This is a genomic window from Radicibacter daui, assembly GCA_030657355.1.
In the GTDB taxonomy this organism is placed as follows: domain Bacteria; phylum Pseudomonadota; class Alphaproteobacteria; order Radicibacterales; family Radicibacteraceae; genus Radicibacter; species Radicibacter daui.
Map to the genome: position 1 here is coordinate 633,193 of CP131056.1, position 23,893 is coordinate 657,085.

Consider the following 23,893-nt stretch of genomic DNA (forward strand, 5'->3'; position numbering starts at 1 on the left):
CAGCCGCCGGAGCCCGTTTTCCATGATCGCCAATGCCGAAGCGCTGCTGAAGCCGCTGAAGATCAAGGGCCTCACCATCCGCAACCGCGTGATGGGTACCAGCCATGCGCCCGGCTATGGCAAGGATGGCAAGCCGCAGGAACGTTACCAGCTCTATCACGAGGAAAAGGCGAAGGGCGGCATCGGCCTTACCATGTTCGGCGGCTCCAGCTCGGTCGCCATCGACAGCCCGGCCACGCCCTGGAACCAGATTTCGGTGGCGGATGACAGCGTCGTTCCGTTTTTCCAGAGCTTTTCCGAGCGCATCCACCGCCATGGCGCCAAGCTGATGATCCAGCTGACCCATATGGGCCGCCGCACGCGCTGGGATACCGATAACTGGATGCCCACCGTCTCTGCCTCCCCGCGCAGGGAGCCGGCCAGCCGCTCCATCCCCAAGGAGATCGAGGATTTCGATATCGCCCGCATCGTGGCGGATTTTGCCGCGGCAGCGGTGCGCTGCAAGGTCGGCGGGCTCGACGGGCTGGAGGTCTCCGCCGCCCATGGCCATCTGATCGACCAGTTCTGGAGCCCGGACGTTAACAAGCGCACTGACAAATATGGCGGCAGCCTTGAAAACCGCATGCGCTTCGGCATCGAGGTGCTGGAGGCGATCCGTGCTGCCGTGGGCGATGATTATGTCGTCGGCATGCGTATGTCGGCGGACGAGATGTTTGCGGCTGGCCTCAGCCATGAAGATTGCCTGACCATCGCCAGCGAGTACGCAAGGCGCGGGCTGGTCGATTTTCTCAATATCCTAGGCGGGCAGGCGCGGGACGATATGGCCCATGCCGTCATCCTGCCCAACATGTCCTTCCCGGTGGCGCCCTTCCTCTTCCTGCCCAGCGCTGTGAAGCGGGAGGTGGATGTGCCGGTCTTCCATGCCCAGCGCGTGACCGACCTCGCCACCGCTGCCCGCGCCGTGGCGGAAGGCCATGTCGACATGGTGGCGATGACGCGCGCCCATATCGCCGACCCGCATCTGGTCAAGAAACTCAGCGAAGGCCGGGTGGATGATATCCGCCAGTGTGTCGGCGCCGGTTATTGCATCGACCGCATCTATGTCGGCGGCGACGCGCTCTGCCTGCAAAATGCCGCCACGGGGCGTGAGGCAACCATGCCGCATGTCATTCCGAAGGCGGAAGTGAAGCGTAAGGCCGTGGTGGTCGGCGCCGGCCCCGCCGGGCTGGAAGCAGCGCGTGTGCTGGCCGAGCGCGGCCACAGCGTGGTGCTGTTTGAAAAGCAGGCCCTTGTCGGCGGCCAGATCAACATCGCCTCAAAGGCCGGCTGGCGCGAGGCGCTGTCGGGCATTCCGCGCTGGCTCCTCGGCCAGGTGCAGAAGCTGGGCGTCGATCTGCGTCTCGGCACAGAGGCGACGGAGGCCCTGATCCGGGCCGAGGCGCCGGATGTTGTCATCGTCGCCACCGGCGGCACACCCAATCCGGGCGAAATCCCCGGCCATGAGCTGGCGACCTCCACCTGGGATGTGCTGACCGGCAAGGCCGACCTCAGCGGCAGCGTGCTGCTGTTTGACGAAACCGGCCAGCATCAGGGCTCCTCCACCGCCGAGTTCATCGCCCGCAAGGGCAGCCTCGTCGAGCTGGTGACGCATGACCGCTACGTGGCGCAGGAAGTGGGCACCACCAACCAGCCCATCCATCTGCGCGAGCTCTACAAGCTCGGTGTCGTGATGACGCCGAATATGGAGCTGTTCGAGATATACCGGGAGGATAACCGGCTGGTCGCCGCCCTGCGCAACACCATGACCGGGGCGGAGGAAGAGCGCGTGGTCGACCATGTGGTGGTCGAGCACGGCACCCTGCCGGTGGATGCGCTTTATTTCAGCCTCAAGGAAGGTGCGGTCAATCGCGGCCAGATGGATCAGGCGGCGCTGGTAGCAGGCACGGCCCAGCCGGCCATCGCGGCGGCCGAGGCTGCCGGACAGGGTGCCTATGCGCTCTTCCGCATCGGCGATGCCGTTGCCGGCCGCAACATCCATGCGGCGCTTTATGACGCGCTGCGCCTTACCAAGGATATCTGAGCATCATGGCCGGCGCTTCTGCGCCCCTGCTGGGCCTTGCCGTGCTGGTTGCCGGGCTGCTGGCGGCAGCGCTGGCTGCCCATCGGCTTGCCGGCTGGCGGACAGGGCGCCCGGCGGCGGTTGACTGGTTTGGCGGCCTCGCCGCGCTGCCCCGGCGCTATCTGCATGATGTGCACGCCGTCGTCGCCCGCGATCCCTTCACGGCGCGTATGCATGCGCTGGCGGCAGGTGGTCTGCTGGCCGCCACGCTGCTGGCGTTGCTCGGCGCCATCCCGGCCCTCGGCGGCCTGAAGCTCTGGTGGGCGCTCGTTTTCCTGGCCTTCACTGCCATGCTGGCCGGCAGCCTGATGGTGGCGCGGCGCCGCCTGCCGCAGACGCCGCGCCGGCTCTCGCGGGGTCGCTTCTCGCTGCTGCCTTTTCTGCTCCTGGCCTATGCCGTGGGCGGCCTCGTCGTCAGTGGCGATGCCGCGCTGGGTGGGGTGTTGCCGCAGGTCGTTGCCCTTGCAGCTCTTGTGCTTGCGGCGGCCGGCCTTCTCGGTCTTGCCTTGCAGATTGCCTCCGGCCCCCTGCGTCACGCGCTGGCGGGGGCGCTGTATCTGGTGGTGCATCCGCGCCCGGCCCGTTTTGCCAGTGTGCGGGATACCGGCCTGCGCCCGCTCGATCTGGCGGCACCCAAACTGGGGGCAGAGTTGCCGGCCGATTTCGCGTGGAACCGGCTTGCCGGCTTCGATGCCTGCGTCCAGTGCGGTCGCTGTGAGACGGCGTGCCCGGCTTTCGCCGCCGGCCAGCCGCTGAACCCCAAGCGCTTGATCCAGGATCTGGCCGCTGCGGCCAGCACCGGCAGTAACGCCGCCTATGCCGGCAGTCCTTACCCCGGCGCGCCGGCTGTCGCCGGCCTCGGCGGGCCGCTGAAGCCGGTTATCGGCGCCGGCGCCATGATCCATCCCGACACGCTCTGGTCCTGCACCACCTGCCGCGCCTGCGTGGAGGAGTGCCCGATGATGATCGAGCATGTCGATGCCATCATCGATCTGCGGCGCTATCAGACGCTGGAACAAGGCGCGGTGCCGGAAAAGGCCTCCGCCGCCCTGTCCGAGCTGCGCCTTGCCGATGATGCCGGCGGGCGTTCCCCCGCCGCCCGCGCTGATTTTGCCGCTGGCCAGCCGCTGCCGGTACTGCCCTTCGAAGGCGGGGAGACCGACATCCTGCTCTGGCTGGGCGAAGGGGCCTATGATCTGCGTTATGGCCGCACGCTGCGCGCGCTCCTTGCCCTGCTGACCCGTGCCGGTGTCGATTTCGCCATTCTGGGCGAGGTCGAGAAGGATTGCGGCGACCTTGCCCGCCGCCTTGGCGATGAAGCCACCTTCCAGCGTCTGGCTCATGAAAATATCGCCACGCTCGCCCGCCACCGTTTCCGCCGCATCGTCACTGCCGATCCTCACGCCTTCCATGTGCTGAAGCAGGAATATCCGGCGTTTGGCGGCAGCTTCGAAGTGTTGCATCATAGCCAGTTTCTGGACGCTCTGGTTACCGAAGGGCGGCTCGCTCCCGCAGCTCTCGCCCTGCCGGGTGGCAAGCCGGTCGCGTATCACGATCCCTGCTATCTCGGCCGCTATAATGGCGAGGTGGAAGCCCCGCGCCGCCTGCTGGACCGGCTCGGCCTGCCACGCGTGGAGATGGAGCGGCACGGTCTGCGCTCCATGTGCTGTGGCGGCGGGGGCGGTGCGCCCGTCAGCGACATTCCCGGCAAGGCGCGTATCGCCGACATCCGCATGAGCCAGGCGGTTGCCGCCGGCGCCGGCACCGTTGCTGTCGGCTGCCCGCAATGCACCGCCATGCTGGAAGGTGTGACTGGCGAGCGGCCGGAAGTGCTCGATATCGCCGAACTCCTGCTGCGGGCGGTGGAAGCCGCCGGGGACGGACAGGAGCAGGCAGCATGAGCCGGTTGCGCCGCGATCCCCGCAGCGAATGGCAGGCCCGGCGTGTGCCGGCTGCCGGCAGTTCTGCTACCCGGCTGCGTTATGCGCTGGGCGTCGAGGCTATCCCGGCAACAGAGGTGGCAGTTGGCCCCACCGGGCGCCCCCGGCGTGATCCCCGCACTGCTGTCGCACGTCTTGCCGTGCCCGGTACCGCCCGGCTCCGGCTGGACCGCTCCGGCCTTTCCCGCAGCGTGACTGGCGCTGGTGCCGTCTCCGCTGCTCCGCAGGAAAAGCTGGTCATCGTCGAGGCGCCGGATTTCTGGGTGCTAGCCCTTGTCGAGGCGCCGGGCGGCCAGCCCACCCCGCATGACCGGCAGGTGCTGGGCGCAGCCCGATTGCTGGCCGGTCCCGGCGCGCGTGAAGGTGGCGGCGGGGTGATACTCGTGTCGGCGGAGCCCGTCACCGGTGCCGGCCGTCTGGGCGCCGACCGGGTCGTTACCCTGCCGGTGCTCGCGGGCGATCCGGTGGCAGCGGCAGAGGCGCTTGCCGTGCTTGCCGGGCATTTTTCCGCCCGCCACCTGCTGGCGCCCGAGAGCCCGCTGGCAGGTGACCTTGCCCGCCGGACGGCCGCGTTGCTGGAAGAAAGCCTGTTTGCCGAGGCCGAGCTGGTGAGCGCCGACCAGGTGGCGCGCCGCCGGGGTGCCGGACGGCTGGAGGAGCGGCGCCGCCCGCCCCGTTGCCTCACCATCGGGCTCGACCGGGTCGCCATGCATGGCGGCAGCCTGCATGAAGCACGAGAACTGGCGTTTTCTGCTTCGGCATCGACCGCATCGGCGAGTGCCGGTTCCATCCTTTCCATCGGCCCCGTCGAGCGTGATGCGGCGACCGTGCCGCTGGCCGAGGCTGAATTTGTTGTCTCCGCCGGCAATGGCGTCACGGATTTCGACCTGTTTCGCCAGCTGGCCAGCGCACTGGGCGGCGTGCCGGGGGCAAGCCGCGTGGTCTGCGATGCCGGCCTCATGCCGCGTGACCGTCAGGTGGGCGCGTCCGGTACGGTGTTGACGGCGGCGGGTTATTTCGCGCTCGGCATTGCCGGCGCTCCGCAGCATCTGCAGGGCATTGCCGGGGTGGAACATGTGGTGGCGGTCAACACCGACCTGCATGCCAAGATGATCGAGCGGGCAAGCCTTGCCGTGGTCGCCGATGCGCAGGCCGTCATGCCGGCGCTGCTGGCCTTGCTGGAGGCCGGGGAATGAAGGCGGTTGTTCTGCTCTCCGCCGGCCTGCATCCGGTCTCCGCCCGTCCGGCCCCTGTGCCGGTTGAAATGCAGGCTATCGCTCTTGCCCGGACGCTTGGCGCGGCGGCGGCGGGGCTGCACGCCGGCCCCGGTGGACCGGGTGTGGCCGACGCGCTCGGGCATGGTCTTGCCCGTATCGGCCATCTGCCGCTGGCCCGTGGGGCCGATCCGCTGGAGGCCCTTGTCAACCATCTGGCGGCGCATCCGCCGGAACTGGTGCTGGCCGGCCGCTGTGGGCAGGGTGGGGAAGACAGCGGCCTGCTCCCTTATGCCCTCGCAGCACGCCTCGGCTGGCCGCTGATCGCCGACGCCGTGGCGCTGGAGATGCAGGGTCCGGGTGTGCTCGCCGTACGTCAGGCGCTGGAGCGAGGCGGGCGCCGCACGATTACCGTACGGCTTCCGGCGGTGGTCACCGTACACCCGGCAGCCCCTGCCGCCGCTGCCTTCGCCTGGGGGCAGGCCCGGCGCGGAGTTTTGGAGGTGCTGCCGGTCCCGTCCGGCTTTGCGGGAGATGCGGTCCCGGCGCCGGAACTGCGCCCCTATCGCCCGCGCCCCCGTCTCATCCGTGGCGCCGCCTCGGGTGGCTCGGCGGCGGACCGGTTGAAGGCGGCAACGGAAAGTGCGGCAGCGGATGGCAAGCTGATGGTGGGCCCGTCGCCGGAAGAGGCAGCGCGGGAGATCCTGGCCCATCTGCGCAAGCTTGGACTGGTGCCGCCGCGCCAGCCGCGCTGAAAATCTTGGCTAAAATCTCTGCGAGCGTGCTTGCAGCAGTTTTATGTCCGTGCCGCCCATGATATGGCCGAAGGCTCTTGTCGCCGGCCTTCAAGGATTGGACACGGGGTTATGGAACGTAGCGGGCTTTCCGGCCAGATGATTGCCGCGGTGGCTGCCACCAATGGCACGCCGGTGTGGATTTACGATGCCGCCACCATCGAGGGGCAGATCGCGAAGCTGAAGAGCTTCGACACCATCCGCTATGCCCAGAAAGCCAACAGCAATCTCTCGATCCTGAAGCTCATGCGCCGCAATGGCGTAAAGGTCGACAGCGTCTCCAATGGCGAACTCGACCGCGCCCTTGCCGCCGGCTACAGCCCGGAAGCGGAAAAGGGCGAGGTCGTCTTTACCGCCGATGTGATGGACCGCGCGACGCTGGAGCGTGTGGTGGCCCAGCGCATCGCCGTCAACTGCGGTTCGCCCGACATGGTGCGCCAGCTGGCGGAGAAGAATCCCGGCCATCCGGTCTGGCTGCGCATCAATCCCGGCTTCGGCCACGGTCATTCCGCCAAGACCAATACCGGTGGCCCCAGCAGCAAGCACGGCATCTGGCACGAATATCTCGACGAGGTGCTGTCCATCCTCGATGCCGGCAACCTGCAGCTCGAAGGGCTGCACATGCATATCGGCTCGGGCGTCGATTACCAGCACCTGTCGCGGGTGTGCGATGCCATGGTGGCGCTCACCCAGCGGGTGCGCCGCCCGGTACCCAACATCTCGGCCGGCGGCGGGCTTTCCACCCCCTACCGTGCCGGCGAAAAGCCGCTCGACACCGAGCATTATTTCCGCCTGTGGGACGAGGCGCGCAACGCCATCGGCAACATGACCGGCACGGTGCCGAAGCTGGAGATCGAGCCGGGGCGTTTCCTCGTTTCCCATTCCGGCGTGCTGGTGGGCGAGGTACGGGCGGTCAAGAAGGTGGCGGACAAGTGGTACGTCATCCTCGATACCGGCTTTAACGAACTCGCCCGTCCGGCCATCTACGGCGCTTACCATGAGGTCTCCTTCCTCACGCCGGCCGGCGAGCCGGTGAAAGGCCCGGCCCACCCGATTGCCGTTGCCGGTCCGCTGTGCGAATCCGGCGACGTGTTCACGCAAGGCGAAGGCGGGGTGGTGGATTTCCGCCCGCTGCCGCTGCCGAAGGTGGGCGATCTTGCCGTCTTCGGCGATGCCGGCGCTTACGGCGCCAGCATGTCCTCCAACTACAACACCCGCCCGCTGGCCGCCGAAGTGATGGTGGAAGGCGGTGAGCCCCGCCTCATCCGCCGCCGCCAGACGGTTGCCGACCTGCTGGCGCTGGAGGGCTGAGCATTTCTGAGGGGTGCCGTGTACTGGTTATTCTCGATCATGCCTACGGTGAACGGCTGCGGGCGATAGGGATGCATCGGCCAGTGTGGATAGAGCGCAGCCCTGACAACGAGGCGACTGTGCGAATTTTATGGGCCGAGCAGGCGGCGCTCGACCTGCCGCGCGAGGTTACGTTGATGGAGACGATTCCGCAGGCAACTGCAGAAGAGCGTTTCTTGTCAAAGCTTGCCAGCATAGACCTTCACCATGGACCCTGTTCCACGGCAATGCCCTATACCGAGCTGGAGGTCATCGGGTGCGAACTTACGCCACCGGTTCGAGGCGCGCTGGAGAATCTGGGTTTCCGCGACTTTGCAAAATCAATGGGGTTCTTTGTCGCGAGACGATCGCTAGACGCTGCAATCGGCGCCTATTGATCGCACCTTCTTGATTGTAGTTTTCGCATAGTTAACTCCGCCTCTATGGCAACATCAGTTGCGGTCGCCTTCGATCGAGGTCGTTCGAGGTTGCTAGCCATGATCGCGCTGTCCAAGTGGGTTGATGATGCCTGATTTCAGCCGCCGGTCTCCGGACAGCGAGTTGATGGATGAAGACGGCATTTCCTATGCCGAATTCCATCACTGCCTGGGAGAGCTTGAGGTCATCAATGGCCTGACGCTTGCCTATCGCCCGACACTCTCCTGGCTCAGGGGGGTGATGAAGGTGAGCGATGCCCGGTCGCTTTGTGTGCTTGATGCCGGCAGCGGCGGCGGCGACATGCTGCGCCGGGTGGAACGGCTGGCCCGGCACCTTGGCCGGACCGTCCGGCTGATCGGCGTCGATCTCAACCCGTGGTCAAAGCGGGCGGCGGAGCAGATCGCGCCGGGTGTTGGCATCCGCTACGAGACGGCCGATATCTTTGCCTTCGAGCCGGAGACGCAGGTGGATGTCATCCTCTGTTCGCTCTTTACCCACCATCTCACCAATGAGCAGATCGTGCAGTATCTGCGCTGGGTGGATGGCCGGGCAAACCGCGGCTGGTTCATCAACGATCTACACCGCCATCCGCTGCCCTACTATTTCATCAAGCTGATGACGCGGCTCTTCAGTCGCAACCGGCTCATCTGCAACGATGCGGCTGTTTCGGTCTCCCGCTCCTTCACCGTAACCGAGTGGCAGGAGCTGCTGCGGCAGGCCGGGCTTGAGGGGCGTGCCCGCGTGCGCTGGATGTTTCCCTTCCGGATATGCGTATCATGCCGCAAGGACTAGGCGCGGCCAACGCCGTCATCATCGGCGGCGGTCCGGCGGGGGCTGCCGCAGCCATTTTGCTGGCCCGAGCCGGAAAACAGGTGGTGCTTGCCGAGCGGGCGCCCGGCCCTCATCACAAGGTGTGCGGCGAATTCATCAGCTGGGAAGCCCGGCCGATGCTGGAGGCCCTTGGCGTCGATGTCTCCGCTCTTGGCGGCCCGGCAATCGGGCATCTGCGCCTCACGGCGGGCGCCGGCATTATCGAAGCTCCGCTGCTGCACCCGGCACGCAGCCTGTCGCGCTACGCGATGGATGACGCCCTGCTGCAACAGGCGCAGGCCGCCGGGGTCCAGCTGCTGCGCGGCACAGCCGTAACCGGGCTGGAGCGACGGCAGGGAAAGGCGATCGACTGGTCCGTTACCTTCGCTGGCAGCGACAGGATCACCGTGCCGGCAGTCTTTCTGGCGACGGGAAAACATGAGCTGCGCGGCTGGCCGCGCCCGCGGGAAGCGGCCAACGACCTCATCGGCTTCAAGATGCATCTGGAGCTGACACCCCCGCAGCAGGCTGCGCTTGCCGGAACTGTCGAGATTTCGCTTTTCGATGGCGGTTATGCCGGTCTGGAGCCGGTAGAAGGTAGCGTCAGCAATCTTTGTTTCCTTGTCGACAAGGCGGTTTATGCCGCTTGCGGGAAGGATTGGCCGGCGCTGCTGCGCTGGCTCGCCCTGAAGGCGCCGCTGCTGGGCGAGCGTCTTGCCGGTGCACGCGAACTCTGGCCCCGGGCACTTGCCGTCTACGGCATCCCCTATGGTCACCTTGCCGCCCCGGTGCCGGAGGAAGAGGGGCTTTACCGGCTGGGCGACCAGATGGCCGTCATCCCTTCCTTTGCCGGGGACGGCATGGCGATTGCGCTGCGCAGCGGCTTTCTCGCTGCCGGGAGTTATCTCGGCGCCCAAGGGGCTCTGCACTATCACCGCGCCGCCCGCCGGGAGTTTCGCCGGCCCGTCCGTTTTGCCAGCTGGCTTGCCCGCGCCGCAGCCGCACCGGCCGGGCGCCGGGCAGTCTTTGCGCTCGCCCGTATGGCGCCTGCCCTGCTGCCTGTACTGATGGGGGCGACCCGCGTTCCCGGGCGCTGATGCGGTCTCCGTTGACTGGAGAGAATATGAATCATATATGTTTCATATATAAATCGTGCGGTTGGAGTTCCCATGGGTATCGTGAAGGTCGATGATGCGCTGCATGAGGAAGCCCGCCGTGTCAGCACGGTGATGTGCCGCTCCATCAATGCCCAGGCCGAGTTCTGGATGAAGATCGGCATGCTGGCCGAGGCCAATCCGACCCTATCCTTCAACGACATCGTGCAGGGGCAACTGGCAGCCGCGCAGGCGGGTGACCAGGACGAGGCTGCCGCCTGACATGGTCAAGACGGCGGACGAGCTGGCGCTGATGCGGATATCGGGCCGGCTGCTGGCCTCGGTGTTCGAAATGCTGGACGGGCTGGAGCTTGCCGGCCTTTCGACCTTGCAGATCAACGACCTCGTCGAGGATTTCATTACCGTCGACCTCGCTGCCCGCCCGGCAAGCAAGGGGCAGTATGGCTTCGAGCATGTGCTGAACTGCTCGATCAACCATGTCGTCTGCCACGGTGTGCCGGACCCCGGGCAGATCATCCGGGACGGCGACATCATCAATCTCGACATCACGCTGGAAAAGAACGGCTTCATCGCCGATTCCAGCAAGACCTACCTTGTCGGCAATGCGCCGCTCGCGGCCCGCCGGCTGGTCCGGGTAGCGAGGGAGGCGATGTGGCAGGGTATCCGGCAGGTGCGCCCGGGCGCACATCTGGGCGATATCGGCTTTGCCATCGAGCGCCATGCCAGACGCAACGGCTACTCGGTGGTGCGGGATTATTGCGGTCACGGCATCGGCCGCGAGATGCATGAGGAACCGCAGGTGCTCAATTTCGGCAAGCCGGGCACCGGCCTGCGCCTGCGGGAGGGCATGGTCTTTACCATCGAGCCGATGGTCAATCAGGGCACCCGCAAGGTGGTGACGGGCGAGGACGGGTGGACGGTCGTCACCAGCGACCGCAAGCTCTCAGCCCAGTTCGAGCATACCGTTGCCGTGACCGCCAGAGGCGTGGAGGTGCTGACCTTGCGCCGGGACGAAACACCGCTGCCGGGGCGCAGCGCATAATCTGGCGCCGGTTCAGTTGCGGGCATGCACCACATGAAAGAGCGGGCCGGGAGACAGCCCGTCCTGCCGGCCTGCGAAATATTCAGCCGCAAGGGCGCCCGATCCCCTGTCTTCGATCTGCCGGAAACCGAGGCCGGTAAGCGCGGCGTGCAAATCGGCCGGTTCGAAGGCGGTCACCCACGGCTCGCCCTTGGCTGCCGCTGCTTCTGCCATCGCGCGGTAGGCGCGGCGAACGGGCTCCGCCGCATTCTCATGCGGCTCGCCATAGTCAAAGACGATCTCGCCCGCCCCTGCCGGCAGGCTGGCGACGAAGGCAAAGGTCTGCATCAGGGCGTCGCGCGCCACATAGGGCACGATGCCCAGCAGGGTGAAGCAGGCAGCCTTTCCCGTCTCCAGTCCGGCTTCCGCCAGCGCCTCGCCGAGCACGCGTGTTTCAAAATCCAGCGCCAGGAATTTGAGGCTGGCGGGCGGGGTGATGCCCACCGCGGCCAGCTGCTGGCGTTTCCAGTCCTGCGTTGCCGGATGATCGACTTCGAAGAAACGCACGTCTGGAAAGTCCGGGGCCAGCCGGCAGGCCAGCGTGTCGAGCCCGGCGCCGAGGGTTACGATCTGGCGCACGCCGCGGGCAAGCGCCGCCCGCACCGCAGCCTCGGCGATCGCGGCGCGGACAACCACCGAGCCGCGCAGGCGGCGGCGCTCGCCGGGATCGGCCAGTTGCCGCCCCAGCGCCTCCGCACCCACGGTGCCCAGAATGGCCTCGGCCAGCGGGTCGGGGAAGACCACCGGCACGTCGATCCGCTGGTGGGCGGCGCGCAGTACAGCGACGGAGAGAGCCGTTACGCTCGGCCTTGTTTCCAGCATTTCGGCGTTCCTTCCTTGCAAATTGTCAGGAGACTATCCGTCTCTTCCCACCGCATCATCCGGCAGCCTATAGAGATTGCACACAAATGAAGCGGAAATAGGGGAGGGCGGCCGGCATGGCTGAAGGCGGTATCACGGCACCGGGCGGCTTTTCGCCCGAAGCGCGCCGCAACCTGCTGATCCTTGTTCTCGCCCAGGCGCTGGGCGGGGCAAGCGCGCCGATCGTCATTTCGCTTGGCGGCGTTGTGGGCAAGATTCTCGCGCCCGGCGGCGCGCTGGTGACGCTGCCGGTCAGCGTCTACAATCTCGGCCTTGCCCTCGGCACCATTCCCGCCGCGCTCATCATGCGCAAGCTCGGGCGCCAGACCGGTTATTTCGTCGGCGCCCTCGTCAGCATCCTTGCCGGCATGACGGCGGCCGGCGGCATCTGGCTCGGCAGTTTTGCCCTTTTCTGCACCGGCACGCTGATGGCAGGGCTCTATGCCTCCTATGTGCAGAGCTACCGTTTCGCCGCCGCTGACGCGGTGGGGCCGGAGGCGCGGGCCCGCGCCATCTCCTGGGTCATGATCGGCGGGCTCTTTGCCGCCATCATCGGTCCGCAGATGGTGATCTGGACCCGTGATGCCATTCATGGCGTGCCTTATGCCGGCGGTTTTCTCGGTCAGGCGATGCTCGCGGTGCTGGCCTTGCCGGTTCTCGCGCAGCTGCGTCTGCCGCGCGGTGCGGCAACGCCGGGTCCGGGCGCGCCGGCGGCGCCGGCGGGCCGGCCGCTCTCTGAAATCGCCCGCCAGCCGCGTTTCCTGCTGGCGGTTGCCTCCGGTGTCGTCAGCTACGGCCTCATGAGCTTCGTCATGACCGCCGCACCCGTCGCCATCGTCGGCTGCGGGTTCAGCGTCGGGCAGGCGGCGCTGGGTATCCAGTGGCATGTGCTGGCTATGTTCGCCCCCAGCTTCGTGACCGGGCGCCTCGTGACCCGTTTCGGCAAGGAGAAGGTAACGGCGACCGGCCTGCTGCTCATCGCCGTTTCGGCCATCGTTGCGCTCAGCGGGCTGGAGCTTGGCCATTTCTGGGTCTCGCTCATCCTGCTCGGCGTCGGGTGGAATTTCGGCTTCATCGGCGCCACCGCGATGGTGACAGACTGCCACTCGCCCGAAGAGCGCACCCGCGTTCAGGGCCTTAATGACTTTCTTGTCTTCGGCTCCACCGCTGCGGCCTCTTTTCTCTCCGGCACGCTGCTGACGGCGGGCGGATGGGCGCTCATCAACACCGTGGTTTTCCCGGTGGTGGCGATCATCCTGATGCCGCTTCTCTGGCGTATGGCGCGTGGCAGGGGCATGCGGCCGGCCTGAGGCCCGGATAGCCGACCTTCTGCTTTAGTCGAAGACCCGGTTCGCCGCCCGGCGGCTCAGTTGGTCGGGAACGGCGGCAGCCACTTCCTCCGCTGCCAGCATTTCCAGCGGAGCGGCGGCGTCGGCATAGAGCGCCTCGGCCCGGGCGCCGGTGGGGGATTTGCCGTAGAGCGCCTTGAACTGGCGCGAGAAATGGGCGCCGTCGGAAAAACCGGCATCGAGCGCGATGTCGGTGATGGAGCGCGGGGTGTTGTCCAGGAGCCAGGCCGCGTAGCGCAGGCGCAGATTGCGATAGAAGATCGCCGGTCGCTGCCCCATCTCGGCCAGAAACAGCCGCTCGAGCTGCCGGGTGGAAAGGTTGAGCCGTCCGGCGATATCGGCAATCGGCAGCGGGGCCGCGATATGCTGCTCCATGAGCAGCAGCGCCCGGCGCACATGCTGGTTATCGACGGCCACGGAAACCGGCGGATGCGGCTGGGCATCGCTGCCGGGGCGCACGCGCTCCAGCAGCAGCACATGGCGTGCCTTCTGCGCCACGGAGCGGCCGATATGGCGCTCGATGAGATGCGCAGCAAGATCCGCCGCGCCGCCGCCGCCCGAGCAGGTGATGCGCTTGCCGTCGATGAGATAAAGCCGGTCCGCCACCGCGTTGTGGTCGGGGAATTCCTCGGCAAAATCCTGGAAGTGATACCAGCTGACGCACACGCGCCGGCCCTTCATCAGCCCGGCGCGGCACAGGATGAAGCTGCCGGTGCAGATGCCCACCAGCGTTACGCCAGCGGCAGCCGCCTGCTTCAGATAGGCCTCCGTCTCGTCGTCAATCTGCCGGCCGGCATGCAGGATGCCGCCCACCACCACGATGTAGTCGAAGGCTGCCGGGTCGGTGAGAGAGGACGTCCGGGCAATCGCCGTGCCGCAAGAGGCACGCACCGGCTCCGCCGTCGAACTCATGATCTGCCAGCGCGCCAGAATGGGGCGGCTGAGGTCGCCTTCATCGGCGGCAAGGCGCAGATGATCGACGAAGAGAGAGAAGGCGGAGAGGGTAAAGTTGCGCGCCAGAATGAAGCCGACGCTGAGCGGCTTGCGACCGGACGGCGTCTTGCCGTTGGTGCCGGAGCCGGTCAGGACGGAAGGCAGCGCGATTGCCATCTTCTCAGCACTCGACATAGTTGACGGCAAGGCCGCCCTGGGAGGTTTCACGGTATTTGGACTGCATGTCCTCGCCGGTCTCGCGCATGGTGGCGATCACCTGATCGAGCGTGACCAGATGCGTGCCATCGCCCAGCATGGCCAGCGAAGCGGCGTTGATGGCCTTTACCGCGCCAAAGGCGTTGCGCTCGATGCAGGGGATCTGCACGAGCCCGCCAATGGGGTCGCAGGTCATGCCCAGATGATGCTCCATGCCGATCTCGGCGGCATTTTCCACCTGCCTGGGCGTGCCGCCCAGCGCGGCGGCAAGGCCGGCAGCGGCCATGGAGCAGGCAGAGCCAACCTCGCCCTGGCAGCCGACCTCGGCGCCGGAGATGGAGGCGTTCATCTTGCAAAGGCTGCCGATGGCGGTTGCGGTCAGAAGGAAGGTGCGCATGCCTTCAGCCGAAGCCGGCGGGCAATGGTCGCGGTAATAACGCAGCACCGCCGGCACCACGCCGGCCGCGCCGTTGGTCGGTGCCGTGACCACCCGGCCGCCGGCAGCGTTTTCTTCATTCACGGCAATGGCATAGAGGCTGATCCAGTCCATCACCTCATGCTGGGCCTTGCTGTTGGAATGGCGGTTGGCTTCCAGCGTCTCGAATATCTTGGCGGCACGCCGCTTGACCTTGAGGCCCCCCGGCAGCTCGCCATGGGTGCGCATGCCGCGGTCGATGCAGGCCATCATCACATCGATGACGGCATCCATATGCGCATTGACCTCTGTTGCCGGGCGCAGGGCGCTTTCATTGGCGAGTACGATGTCGGCGATGGAAAGACCGTGTTTCTGGCACAGCGACAGCAGGCCCTTGCCGGTGCGGAAGGCATAAGGCAGCTTCGGCGGGGCCGCTGGCGGGCGTGCCACTTCGCTTTCGCGCGCCACGAAGCCGCCGCCCACCGAACACCAGCGCTCGACGCGGATGACATTGCCGCCCGCATCATAGGCGGTAAAGGCCATGGTGTTGGGGTGCTGCGGGGTTGGGGAGAGCGTGTCGAGGATCAGGTCCTCTTCCAGGGTAAAGGAGATGTGCCGGTAGCCGCCCAGCAGCAGCTGGCCCCCGGCTACCGCCTCGCTCCACAAAACCTCGGCCCGGTCCGCGTCCACCGTATCCGGCATCTCACCGCACAAACCCAGCACCGCGGCACGGTCGCTGCCATGGCCTTTGCCGGTCCAGGCCAGCGAGCCGAACAGCTCCGTGCGCACACGGGAGACAAGGTCGATCTCGCGCGCCTCGGTGAGGGTGGAGAGGAACGATGCGGCAGCACGCATCGGCCCCACTGTATGAGAGGAGGACGGGCCAATACCGATCTTGAAGAGCTCAAAAACGCTGATCATCCCGTCCGCCGATATCCCTAAATCAGGTCACGCGCCATATTCGCGCCGCGCCTCTTCCAGCTGCGCCCACACATAGGCCGCAAAAGAACGCCAAACCTCAAGCCTGAACCTGTTTTCAGCAATCCGCCAGAGCACGATTTCAGCCTTGTGGAAGATCGTGCGTGTGCACATGCCCACCGGAAATGCCTTGGCCGACAGGTCCAGCGGGCAGCCGGAATTGATCACATCAGCGGCGTGCGAGCCTTCGATTTCCAGCGCGGTGTTGCGGTGGCTCACCTCCACGAGGGAGTGCGGCAGACCGGCAAGCGCGCTTTCCATCTTCGCTGCAATCTCCGCCGCCTCGCCGTCACCGGCGATCAGCAGCCACTCATCCGGCCCCAGCCACAAGGCATGGCGCCCGCTTTCACTCGCTGCCCGGCAGGCAGTTTGCGGCAAGGCCACGCCAAAGGCCTCTCCCGCCGGGCCAAAGGCTTCCGGCCGGCCGCGAAAGTTGAAGCGGCTTGCCGGCGGGCAGGTCCGAAGGGAAGCGGCGGCGATGGCCGGAGCCCGGGCCGACAGGGCATCAAGCGCCCCGGTTCTGATGGCGGTCTCAACCATTGAGGCGCACCCCTTCCTTGTCGAAGAATATCGGCTCCACCACCTTCACCGGAATGGCACGGCCCGGCATCGGCACATAAAGCGTCTCGCCCAGGCGCGCCCGCCCGCCCTTGACCATGGCAAGCGCAATGGAGTGGCCGAGCACCGAGCTCATATAGGAGGAGGTGACCTGGCCCAGCACCGTCATGGGCGCTGGCTGCTTCGGGTCGGCCACGATCTGCGCGCCTTCCTCCAGCACCTCGGCGGGCACGTCGGTCAGCAGACCGACCATCTGCTTGCGGTCCGGCTTCTGGAACTCGTCGCGGACGATCGAGCGTTTGCCGACGAAATCCTTCTTGGCCTTGCCCACCGCCCAGCCAAGGCCGACATCGTCCGGCACCGCCGTGCCGTCGGTTTCCTGGCCGACGATGATGTAGCCCTTCTCTGCCCGTAGCACATGCATGGTCTCGGTGCCGTAGGGGGTGATGTCATAGGCCTTGCCGGCAGCAAACACCGCTTCCCACACCGCGCGGCCATAATCGGCCGGCACGTTGATCTCGAAGCCCAGTTCGCCGGTAAAGCTCACGCGGAAAAGCCGGGTCGGCACGCCGCAGATCTTGCCGACGGCGACGCTCATATGCGGCATGGCTTCCGGCGACAGGTCGATGCCTTCCACCAGCGGTTCGATCACCTTGCGGGCGTTGGGGCCCTGTACGGCAATCACCGCCCATTCTTCGGTGGTGGAGGTCAGCCACACCTCAAGGTCGGCCCATTCGGTCTGCAGATAATCTTCCATATGGGCGAGCACACGCGGCGCGCCGCCGGTCGTGGTCGTCACGTGGAAGCGGTCATCCGCCATGCGTCCCACCACGCCGTCATCCATCACGAAGCCGTCTTCGCGCAGCATGACGCCGTAACGCAGCCGCCCCGGCTCCAGCTTGGTCCAGGCATTGGTGTAGATGCGGTTCATGAAGGTGGCGGCATCCTTGCCCACCACCTCGATCTTGCCGAGCGTGGAGGCATCGAAGATGCCCACGCTGTCGCGCACCGCCTTGCATTCCCGCTCCACGGCGGCGTGCATGTCCTCGCCAGCCTTTGGGAAATAATGCGCACGCTTCCAGATGCCCACATCCTCGAAGGCCGCGCCCTGCTCCGCTGCCCAGCCATGGATCGGCGTGGTGCGCACGGGGTCGAACAGGTCGCCGCGCGAGGCGCCGGCAAAGGCGCCGAAGCTCACGGGCGTATAAGGCGGGCGGAAGGTGGTGAGGCCGATCTCCGGAATGTCCCGCTCCAGCGCTTCCGACACGATGCCGAGGGCATTCATGTTGGAGGTCTTGCCCTGGTCGGTCGCCATGCCGGTGGTGGTATAGCGCTTTACATGCTCGATGGAGCGGAAGCCCTCCCGGGTGGCAAGGCGGATATCCTTGGCCGTGACATCATTCTGGAAGTCGACAAAGGCCTTCACCCGCGAGGCATCGCGCCCGTGGGGCGCGGCGCCCAGGAAGCTGCCGGGGTCGCTTTCCAGCGTACCGGCCACGGCGAAGGTCCGTGCCGTCACACCGCCAAAACCGGCGGACTTCGCCGCGCCCTCGCCCTGGGCAAAACCATCGGCGATTACGGCGGAGAGCGCATAGAGCCCCCGGCACGCACCCGCCGAGCGTTCCCGCTCCGCCGGGCGGCCCGGCACATAGGCCTTGAGATGCTCGTCAAACCGCAGCTTGCCCTTGGACTGGGAGAAGAGATGCACGCTGGGCGTAATGCCACCCGACATCAGCACCAGGTCGCACTCCACCTGCCGCTCATCCATCGCGCTGCCATCGGCACCGATGCGGGCGAGCGTGGCGCTTTTGACGCGCAGGCGACCGGCGGTACCGGTCACGCTGGTGCCCGGCAGTACATCGATACCGGCAGCCTTCGCCGCTTCCACCAGCGGCCCTTCCGGGTGGTGGCGCAGATCGGCAATGGCGGCAATCTCGATGCCGGCCTTCTTGAGGTCCAGCGCAGCGCGGTAGGCACCGTCATGGGCGGTAAAGACCACGGCGCGTTTGCCGGGCTTCACGCCATAGCGGTTCACATAAATGCGGGCGGAATCCGCCAGCATCACGCCTGGCCGGTCATTCTCCGGGAACACCATCGGGCGCTCCAGGCTGCCGGCGGCGATCACGACCTCACCGGCATGCACGGTCCAGAAGCGCTCGCGCGGCAGATGGGCCGGCGGATTGGCGAGATGGTCGGTCAGCCGTTCGCTGAGGCCGATGGAATTGTGCGGGTAATAACCGAAAGCCTGCGTGCGGGAGAGCAGGGTGACGTTGGCACGGGCTTTCAGCGCCGCCACCATCTCCGCCACCCAGTCGATGGCGCTCTTGCCGTCAATGGTCGCTTCCGTCTCGGCCAGCAGGGAGCCGCCGAATTCCGGCTGGTCATCCGCCAGCATGACCCTGGCGCCGCTTTCCGCCGCCGCCAGCGCGGCGGCCAGGCCCGCCGGGCCACCTCCGATCACCAGCACATCGCAATGGGCATAACGCTGGCTGTAGCGGTCGGCGTCGGCTTCCGTCGGCGCCTTGCCGAGGCCGGCCATGGAGCGGATCTTGGGCTCGTAAAAAGCGTCCCATGCCTTTCGCGGCCACATGAAGGTCTTGTAGTAAAAGCCCGCCGGAAAGAAGGGCGAGAGCATGTCGTTGATGGCGCCGACATCGAACATCAGCGACGGCCAGCGGTTCTGGCTTTCCGCCACCAGCCCGTCATAGAGCTCCTGCATCGTCATGCGCACATTGGGCGTGTAATGCGCCTGATCGCGGCCCACCCCCACCAGCGCATTCGGCTCATCCGCTCCGGCTGAGAGGATGCCGCGCGGGCGATGATATTTGAACGAGCGTCCGGCCAGCAGCACGCCATTGGCAATCAGCGCCGAAGCGAGCGTGTCGCCCTCAAAGCCCTGATACTTCTTGCCGTCGAAGGTAAAGGAGATGGGTTTCTGCCGGTTGATGCGGCCGCCGGAAGGAAGACGATAGGCGCCGCTCATTTGCTCTTCTCCTCACCCGCAGCCGCACGCGGGCCGCCCGCCAGAATTCTGGCAAGCGCGTCCATGTCGGGCTTCGCCTCTCCCACCTTGTAGGAGGCAAGGATGGTGTCGCTGATGGTATCGCGCACCACATTGAAATAACGCGCGCAGCCATGGATATGGCGCCAGCGCTCGGCATGCAGCCCCTTGGGGTTGCTGCGCAGATAGAGAAAGGCGCCCCACGCCTCGTCATCGAGGGTGGAAGGGTCTTCTGGCCGTGCGATATGCGCTTCGCCGCCATAACGGAACTCCAGTTCCGGGCGCGGACCGCAATAGGGGCAGGGGATGACAAGCATTTGAGATCCGGCTCCTTTGCGGGGGTCAGTGCGCGACGGCCGCGGCCGCGGCCTCGTCGATAAGGCGGCCTTCGCGGAAACGCTCCAGCGTGAAGGGCGCGTTGATCGGGTGCGGCTCATCCTTGGCGATGGTCCAGGCCAGCAGGTTGCCGGCGCCGGGCGTTGCCTTGAAGCCGCCGGTGCCCCAGCCGCAATTGACATAGAGGCCCTTGACCGGCGTCTTGCCGAGGATAGGCGAGCGGTCGGGTGTCACATCCACGATGCCGCCCCACATGCGCAGCATGCGCAGGCGGCGGAACATCGGCACCAGCTCGCAGATGGCGTCCAGCGTATGGGTGGCAATGTGCAGCGCCCCGCGCTGGCTGTAGCTGGTATAGGCGTCGGTGCCGGCGCCGATCACCATCTCGCCCTTGTCGGACTGGCTGATATAGGCGTGGATGGTGTTGGACATGACCACGCAGTTAAAGGCGGGCTTCACCGGTTCGGAGACCAGCGCCTGCAGCGGGTAACTTTCCAGCGGCATGCGCACGCCCGCCATATCCAGCACCATGCTGGTATGGCCGGCAGCCGAAACGCCCACCTTCTTGGTCTTGATCGTCCCGCGCGTGGTCTCCACCGCTTCAACCGCGCCCGAAGCGTCGCGGCGGATGGCGGTAACCTCGCAGTTCTGGATGATATCGACGCCCAGCGCATCGGCGGCGCGGGCAAAACCCCAGGCCACGGCGTCATGGCGGGCCGTGCCGCCGCGCCGTTGCAGGGCGCCGCCCAGGATCGGGTAGCGCATGTCCTTGCCGCCGACATTGATCGCGGGGCAGAACTCCTTCACCTCTTCCGGTGTCAGCCATTCATTGTCCACGCCATTGGCGCGGTTGGCATGCACATGCCGTTTGAAGGACTGGATGTCGTGGATGTTGTGCGCCAGCATCAGGACGCCGCGCTGGGAGAACATGGTGTTGTAGTTGAGGTCCTGAGACAGGCCCTCCCACAGCTTCACCGCATGGTCGTAAAGCGCTGCGCTCTCATCGAACAGATAGTTGGAGCGGATGATGGTGGTGTTGCGCCCGGTATTGCCGCCGCCGATCCAGCCCTTTTCCAGCACGGCGATGTTGCGCATGCCGTGTTCCTTGGCGAGGTAATAGGCAGCGCCAAGCCCATGGCCGCCGCCGCCTACGATCACCGCGTCATAGGACTGTTTGGGCTCTGGGTCGCGCCACTGCGCCTGCCAGCTCTTGTGAGCGCCGAAAGCGCGCGCGATGAGGCCGAAGCCTGAAAATTTCTGCATGACCGGATAGCGCTCCCGCCGGAGTGAGCCGCCATGATGGGGTTTCACACTCTGGCGCCGCGAGAACGGACACGGCAAGAAATTTGTCTATTTGCGACATGTCGCTTTATGGGCTGACGGACAGGCCTGTCAGGGCGAAACCTGCACCTCCCCTTCGAAACGCACCTGTTTGAAGTCGCTGATGAGGGCGGCGGCTTTTACCTGCCAGAGGCCCGGTACCGGCAACTGCAGGTCGGAGAGCTGCCACATGCCGTCGCTTGAGGGCGCCAGCGCCCGGCTGAGTGCCCCGATTCCCGCAGCCGGGCTGGCAAATTCCAGCCGGATTTCCATCGGGTCGAGCATCACGTCATCGGCATCATGCAGCATGGCGGAAACGGGCATCGGCGCGGTCGTCACCCCTTCGTCGAAGGTGATGTAGAGCGTGTACCCCTCGGCCTTGAGCGCAATCTGTTTCGGGGCCTGCGCGGTCAGCCGGGCGGCGGTTGTGGCCGCCTCGGCGGCGGCCAGCGCGCGCGGCGGCGGGGTAAAGCGCCAGCCGGCGACGACCGTCAGCAATGCCGCCACCAGCAGCAGTTCCAGCCCGATGATCCGCTTAAGGGTTTGCCGGGCCCCGCAGGCTTCGGCGTTGCCGCCGCCAAGGGCGGGGGATGTCAGCCGCCAGCGGTTGAAGGCGGCAATGGCCAGCAGCACAAGGACGAGAACCAGCTTTGCCGATAGAAGCCGGCCGTACCCGGTCCGCCACAGATCGGCAGGGCTTGCCAGTTGCAGCAGCGTCAGCGTTGCCCCGCCGGCAATCAGCACGGCAATCGCCGGGGCAATGCGGCGTGAGAAGAAAGCCAGCAGCCGGCGCGCCTCATCCGCCGGCCCCTTGAGGGCTGCCAGCAACACCACAAGGCCGCCAACCCAGAAGGCGGCCGCCCCTGAATGCAGGAAAACGGCAGGGCGGGAGAGCCATTGCGGCGGGGCGCTGGCCGCATGGCCGCTGACAGCCAGCGCAAGGGCGCCTGCTGCCAGTGCGGCAAGGCCGAGCAGGCGGCTTTGCGGGGCGAGGCTGAGGAGGCCCATGGCCTGGGCAATCAGGGCGATGATGACGGTGCGGCCATAACTGGTGGCAAGGCCGGCCTGCCAGGTTGTCTTGTGTGCCAGCGCGCCAAAACCGGCTCCCAGCGCGTCCAGACCCTGAAGGCCGAGCGCCAGAATGGTGGCGGCAAAACCGGTCATCAGCAGCACGGCGGTGAGGCTCCTTGTGCCTGCGCCGAGTTTGCTGTCGGCTGCGGCCGCAAAGGCCAGAATGCCAAGGCCGGCAACAAGGCCGCCATAGATCAGGATGCGGCAGGCCCAGAGGGTTATCATCAAGGCCGGGGGTGGCCCTCCGCCAGCCTTTGCCAGCAATGCCGCTTCTCCTGTGCTGGCGGCAGCATCGCTGCCGAGATGGAAGAGAACGGCCCCGCCGACCGGGTGCCCGTCTTCGGATGTCACCCGCCAGCTCAGCACATAGGGCCCGTGCGCCCAGCCAGCGGCCGGGGCTGGCGGAGCGTCGATGACCAGCCGGTTTCCCTCCAGCCGGGAGCCGGCGAGGGCTGTTGCAGCACCGTCCGGCCCGGTCAGCGTCAGCGTGGTCGGGGCGACAGGTTCGGTAAAGGTTACGGAGAAGCCATGGGGCATTGCCTCCAGCGCCCCGCCGTCCGCCGGGTCGGTGGCGATCAGCCCGGCATGGGCCAGGGCTGTGGTGGGGGCAAGGCCCGGCGCCAGCGCGAAGAGCGCAAGCAGCAGCAGGCCGGCAAGGCGGCGAGGCGCGGTCATGGCCGGATCTCCGGAAACGCAAAAAAAAGAGGCAGGGCCTGCCGTCGGGAAAACCTGCAGGCCCCGCACTTCGCAGCGTCAGTTCTTCGGCGTCAGCTTCAGGCCCGGAGCCGGCGTCTCATAATCATCGGCATCCTTGCCGTCAGCCGGGATGTCGATCCAGCGCTCAGCCTTGTCACCGCATTGCTGAACCACCGGGAAATAGAGCTTCTTGCCCGCTTCCAGGCTGTCGGTCAGGAAAGCGCGGAAGACGAACTCGTCATAAAACTCGTCCGGCAGAGTGCCGCCGGCCCAGCTGAGCTCGGTCACGCCTTCGCTTACCGCCTCGCCATAATAGCTGTAGCCCCTGGCGTACTTGCCCTTGGTGGTGGTGAGTGTCCAGCCGGCCTTCGGCATCGGCTTCACGGCAATCACACCTTCTGGGATCTGCACCTTGATGGCGGTGGTTGCTGCACCGTCGCAGCCATGGGGTACGCGCAGCACGGCCTTGTAGGTGCTGCCGACAGCAGCCTGCTGCGTCTCCAGCGTGATGTGGGCAAAAGCAGGCAGGGAAAGGGTCATCGCGCCGGCCAGAATGGCGGCGCCGAAAAGAGTCTTGGGCATCGGTTGGTTCCTTGCAGAACAAGCCTTCCGGAGCGCCCTTGTTTGAAGGGCGGCACACGGGGTCAGGCGGTCAGATCGCGGAGTTGAGGCGGGCTCGTCCTCGTGGACGAGCCCCTGGTGTCAGGCCGCGAGGGCTGGCGGGGCACGCGGCTCTGCCGGGTGCTGCCTTGGATCCGCTGCAAGGAAAAGGAGGCGCGGCTGCGGCAGGATCGGTGCCGCTTCGCTGGTGAATTCTGCCGGATGAAGCGTAAAGCTGACCGTCGCCGGCTCACCCAGTGCGCCGGCACTGTGCGCCGCCACAAGGCAGAACGGGCAGCCCTGCTTCATGGCGCCTGAGGGCACCTTGCCGGAGGCGGCATCGCCGGCCGGCAGGGTGATGAGGCGCGTTCCGTCCGGGGTGCAGATGAGGATCAGTTGGCCGGCTTCGCCGGCACCGTCGGGACTTGTCGCCGAAAGTCCGGCGGCGGCACCGGCCATAGCCGGGGCCATGCCGAAACCGACGCCGGCGCCGAGCACCTGCAGGAACAAGGCAAGCCCCAGCAGCGCGCGTATCAGCCCGCCGCCCAGGGTTTGTTCTGCCAGATGCCGCATCCGCTTCATGGGGATATCGCTCTAACAGAGCGCCGGCGGCCTGTCATGGCTTGCCGTCTTTTGCGGCCCATGGACAAAACGCCCAAGGACAAAAGGCCGGCTCCCTTTGGCGGGAGCCGGCCTTTAGCCGGATGGCAGATGCCCGG

General features: G+C 66.4%; 21 protein-coding genes. 11 read left to right on the plus strand and 10 right to left on the minus strand.

All coding sequences use genetic code 11. The features are described 5' to 3' along the window. The first annotated feature begins 22 nt into the window (after positions 1-22). The 10 genes from QTL98_RS03020 to map all read left to right on the plus strand — a co-directional run bounded on the left by QTL98_RS03020 (position 23) and on the right by map (position 10,801). Complete coding sequence (locus QTL98_RS03020; RefSeq protein WP_445680749.1) at positions 23-2,080, plus strand: oxidoreductase; 2,058 nt, start codon at positions 23-25, stop codon at positions 2,078-2,080. A gap of 5 nt (positions 2,081-2,085) precedes the next feature. Beyond that, the gene (locus tag QTL98_RS03025; protein WP_445680750.1) at positions 2,086-4,020 is read left to right on the plus strand and encodes a DUF3483 domain-containing protein; all 1,935 of its coding nucleotides are present in this window, start codon (positions 2,086-2,088) and stop codon (positions 4,018-4,020) included. Then, the gene (locus tag QTL98_RS03030) at positions 4,017-5,255 is read left to right on the plus strand and encodes an electron transfer flavoprotein subunit alpha/FixB family protein (protein WP_445680751.1); all 1,239 of its coding nucleotides are present in this window, start codon (positions 4,017-4,019) and stop codon (positions 5,253-5,255) included. The genes QTL98_RS03025 and QTL98_RS03030 overlap by 4 nt, the downstream gene beginning before the upstream one ends. After that, positions 5,252-6,028 carry an electron transfer flavoprotein subunit beta gene (locus QTL98_RS03035; protein WP_445680752.1) on the plus strand — a complete coding sequence of 259 codons (777 nt, stop codon included), beginning with the start codon at positions 5,252-5,254 and terminating at the stop codon, positions 6,026-6,028. Before QTL98_RS03030 ends, QTL98_RS03035 begins: the two co-directional genes overlap by 4 nt. Before the next feature lie 111 nt (positions 6,029-6,139). After that, the gene (gene lysA / locus QTL98_RS03040) at positions 6,140-7,378 is read left to right on the plus strand and encodes a diaminopimelate decarboxylase (protein WP_445680753.1); all 1,239 of its coding nucleotides are present in this window, start codon (positions 6,140-6,142) and stop codon (positions 7,376-7,378) included. 83 nt (positions 7,379-7,461) lie between these two features. After that, entirely contained in the window at positions 7,462-7,794 is a 333-nt protein-coding gene (locus QTL98_RS03045) for a hypothetical protein (protein ID WP_445680754.1), read from the plus strand. A 124-nt stretch (positions 7,795-7,918) separates the two neighbouring features. Further along, on the plus strand, positions 7,919-8,626 hold the full coding sequence (locus tag QTL98_RS03050) for a methyltransferase domain-containing protein (protein ID WP_445680755.1): 708 nt from the start codon (positions 7,919-7,921) through the stop codon (positions 8,624-8,626). After that, positions 8,611-9,741, plus strand: a complete 1,131-nt coding sequence (locus QTL98_RS03055; protein WP_445680756.1) for an NAD(P)/FAD-dependent oxidoreductase — start codon at positions 8,611-8,613, stop codon at positions 9,739-9,741. The genes QTL98_RS03050 and QTL98_RS03055 overlap by 16 nt, the downstream gene beginning before the upstream one ends. A gap of 72 nt (positions 9,742-9,813) precedes the next feature. Further along, entirely contained in the window at positions 9,814-10,020 is a 207-nt protein-coding gene (locus tag QTL98_RS03060) for a ParD-like family protein (RefSeq protein WP_445680757.1), read from the plus strand. 1 nt (position 10,021) lies between these two features. Then, positions 10,022-10,801: a type I methionyl aminopeptidase gene (gene map, locus QTL98_RS03065; RefSeq protein ID WP_445680758.1), complete on the plus strand. Its 780-nt coding sequence runs from the start codon at positions 10,022-10,024 to the stop codon at positions 10,799-10,801. A gap of 12 nt (positions 10,802-10,813) precedes the next feature. On the opposite strand, the gene QTL98_RS03070 is transcribed toward map, so the two are convergent. Beyond that, the gene (locus QTL98_RS03070) at positions 10,814-11,662 is read right to left on the minus strand and encodes a class I SAM-dependent methyltransferase (RefSeq protein WP_445680759.1); all 849 of its coding nucleotides are present in this window, start codon (positions 11,660-11,662) and stop codon (positions 10,814-10,816) included. A 116-nt stretch (positions 11,663-11,778) separates the two neighbouring features. Here QTL98_RS03070 and QTL98_RS03075 point away from each other — a divergent pair, with 116 nt between their 5' ends. Beyond that, positions 11,779-13,011, plus strand: a complete 1,233-nt coding sequence (locus tag QTL98_RS03075) for an MFS transporter (RefSeq protein WP_445680760.1) — start codon at positions 11,779-11,781, stop codon at positions 13,009-13,011. Between the two features lie 24 nt (positions 13,012-13,035). On the opposite strand, the gene QTL98_RS03080 is transcribed toward QTL98_RS03075, so the two are convergent. From QTL98_RS03080 to QTL98_RS03120, 9 genes are all read right to left on the minus strand, one after another. Then, positions 13,036-14,160, minus strand: a complete 1,125-nt coding sequence (locus QTL98_RS03080) for a GlxA family transcriptional regulator (protein WP_445680761.1) — start codon at positions 14,158-14,160, stop codon at positions 13,036-13,038. Between the two features lie 4 nt (positions 14,161-14,164). Then, positions 14,165-15,535: an L-serine ammonia-lyase gene (locus QTL98_RS03085; RefSeq protein WP_445680762.1), complete on the minus strand. Its 1,371-nt coding sequence runs from the start codon at positions 15,533-15,535 to the stop codon at positions 14,165-14,167. A 27-nt stretch (positions 15,536-15,562) separates the two neighbouring features. Beyond that, the gene (locus QTL98_RS03090) at positions 15,563-16,132 is read right to left on the minus strand and encodes a sarcosine oxidase subunit gamma (RefSeq protein WP_445680763.1); all 570 of its coding nucleotides are present in this window, start codon (positions 16,130-16,132) and stop codon (positions 15,563-15,565) included. After that, a complete protein-coding gene (locus tag QTL98_RS03095) occupies positions 16,125-19,133 on the minus strand; it encodes a sarcosine oxidase subunit alpha (RefSeq protein ID WP_445680764.1) in 3,009 nt (1,002 codons plus the stop codon). Before QTL98_RS03095 ends, QTL98_RS03090 begins: the two co-directional genes overlap by 8 nt. Further along, positions 19,130-19,468 carry a sarcosine oxidase subunit delta gene (locus QTL98_RS03100; RefSeq protein ID WP_445680765.1) on the minus strand — a complete coding sequence of 113 codons (339 nt, stop codon included), beginning with the start codon at positions 19,466-19,468 and terminating at the stop codon, positions 19,130-19,132. Before QTL98_RS03100 ends, QTL98_RS03095 begins: the two co-directional genes overlap by 4 nt. Before the next feature lie 25 nt (positions 19,469-19,493). After that, complete coding sequence (locus QTL98_RS03105) at positions 19,494-20,750, minus strand: sarcosine oxidase subunit beta family protein (RefSeq protein WP_445680766.1); 1,257 nt, start codon at positions 20,748-20,750, stop codon at positions 19,494-19,496. Between the two features lie 129 nt (positions 20,751-20,879). After that, positions 20,880-22,553, minus strand: coding sequence for a copper resistance CopC/CopD family protein (locus QTL98_RS03110; protein WP_445680767.1), 1,674 nt, complete (start codon positions 22,551-22,553; stop codon positions 20,880-20,882). A gap of 78 nt (positions 22,554-22,631) precedes the next feature. Beyond that, positions 22,632-23,156: a YcnI family copper-binding membrane protein gene (locus QTL98_RS03115; protein WP_445680768.1), complete on the minus strand. Its 525-nt coding sequence runs from the start codon at positions 23,154-23,156 to the stop codon at positions 22,632-22,634. 120 nt (positions 23,157-23,276) lie between these two features. Next, a complete protein-coding gene (locus QTL98_RS03120; RefSeq protein ID WP_445680769.1) occupies positions 23,277-23,756 on the minus strand; it encodes a DUF2946 family protein in 480 nt (159 codons plus the stop codon). Between the last annotated feature and the right edge of the window lie 137 nt (positions 23,757-23,893).

Coding starts and splice junctions, on each gene's coding strand:
- QTL98_RS03020 (WP_445680749.1), top strand. CDS start 23: ATGATCGCCAATGCCGAAGCGCTGCTGAAGCCGCTGAAGATCAAGGGC.
- QTL98_RS03025 (WP_445680750.1), top strand. CDS start 2,086: ATGGCCGGCGCTTCTGCGCCCCTGCTGGGCCTTGCCGTGCTGGTTGCC.
- QTL98_RS03030 (WP_445680751.1), top strand. CDS start 4,017: ATGAGCCGGTTGCGCCGCGATCCCCGCAGCGAATGGCAGGCCCGGCGT.
- QTL98_RS03035 (WP_445680752.1), top strand. CDS start 5,252: ATGAAGGCGGTTGTTCTGCTCTCCGCCGGCCTGCATCCGGTCTCCGCC.
- lysA (WP_445680753.1), top strand. CDS start 6,140: ATGGAACGTAGCGGGCTTTCCGGCCAGATGATTGCCGCGGTGGCTGCC.
- QTL98_RS03050 (WP_445680755.1), top strand. CDS start 7,919: ATGATGCCTGATTTCAGCCGCCGGTCTCCGGACAGCGAGTTGATGGAT.
- QTL98_RS03055 (WP_445680756.1), top strand. CDS start 8,611: ATGCCGCAAGGACTAGGCGCGGCCAACGCCGTCATCATCGGCGGCGGT.
- QTL98_RS03060 (WP_445680757.1), top strand. CDS start 9,814: ATGGGTATCGTGAAGGTCGATGATGCGCTGCATGAGGAAGCCCGCCGT.
- map (WP_445680758.1), top strand. CDS start 10,022: ATGGTCAAGACGGCGGACGAGCTGGCGCTGATGCGGATATCGGGCCGG.
- QTL98_RS03070 (WP_445680759.1), bottom strand. CDS start 11,662: ATGCTGGAAACAAGGCCGAGCGTAACGGCTCTCTCCGTCGCTGTACTG.
- QTL98_RS03075 (WP_445680760.1), top strand. CDS start 11,779: ATGGCTGAAGGCGGTATCACGGCACCGGGCGGCTTTTCGCCCGAAGCG.
- QTL98_RS03080 (WP_445680761.1), bottom strand. CDS start 14,160: ATGGCAATCGCGCTGCCTTCCGTCCTGACCGGCTCCGGCACCAACGGC.
- QTL98_RS03085 (WP_445680762.1), bottom strand. CDS start 15,535: ATGATCAGCGTTTTTGAGCTCTTCAAGATCGGTATTGGCCCGTCCTCC.
- QTL98_RS03090 (WP_445680763.1), bottom strand. CDS start 16,132: ATGGTTGAGACCGCCATCAGAACCGGGGCGCTTGATGCCCTGTCGGCC.
- QTL98_RS03095 (WP_445680764.1), bottom strand. CDS start 19,133: ATGAGCGGCGCCTATCGTCTTCCTTCCGGCGGCCGCATCAACCGGCAG.
- QTL98_RS03100 (WP_445680765.1), bottom strand. CDS start 19,468: ATGCTTGTCATCCCCTGCCCCTATTGCGGTCCGCGCCCGGAACTGGAG.
- QTL98_RS03105 (WP_445680766.1), bottom strand. CDS start 20,750: ATGCAGAAATTTTCAGGCTTCGGCCTCATCGCGCGCGCTTTCGGCGCT.
- QTL98_RS03110 (WP_445680767.1), bottom strand. CDS start 22,553: ATGACCGCGCCTCGCCGCCTTGCCGGCCTGCTGCTGCTTGCGCTCTTC.
- QTL98_RS03115 (WP_445680768.1), bottom strand. CDS start 23,156: ATGCCCAAGACTCTTTTCGGCGCCGCCATTCTGGCCGGCGCGATGACC.
- QTL98_RS03120 (WP_445680769.1), bottom strand. CDS start 23,756: ATGAAGCGGATGCGGCATCTGGCAGAACAAACCCTGGGCGGCGGGCTG.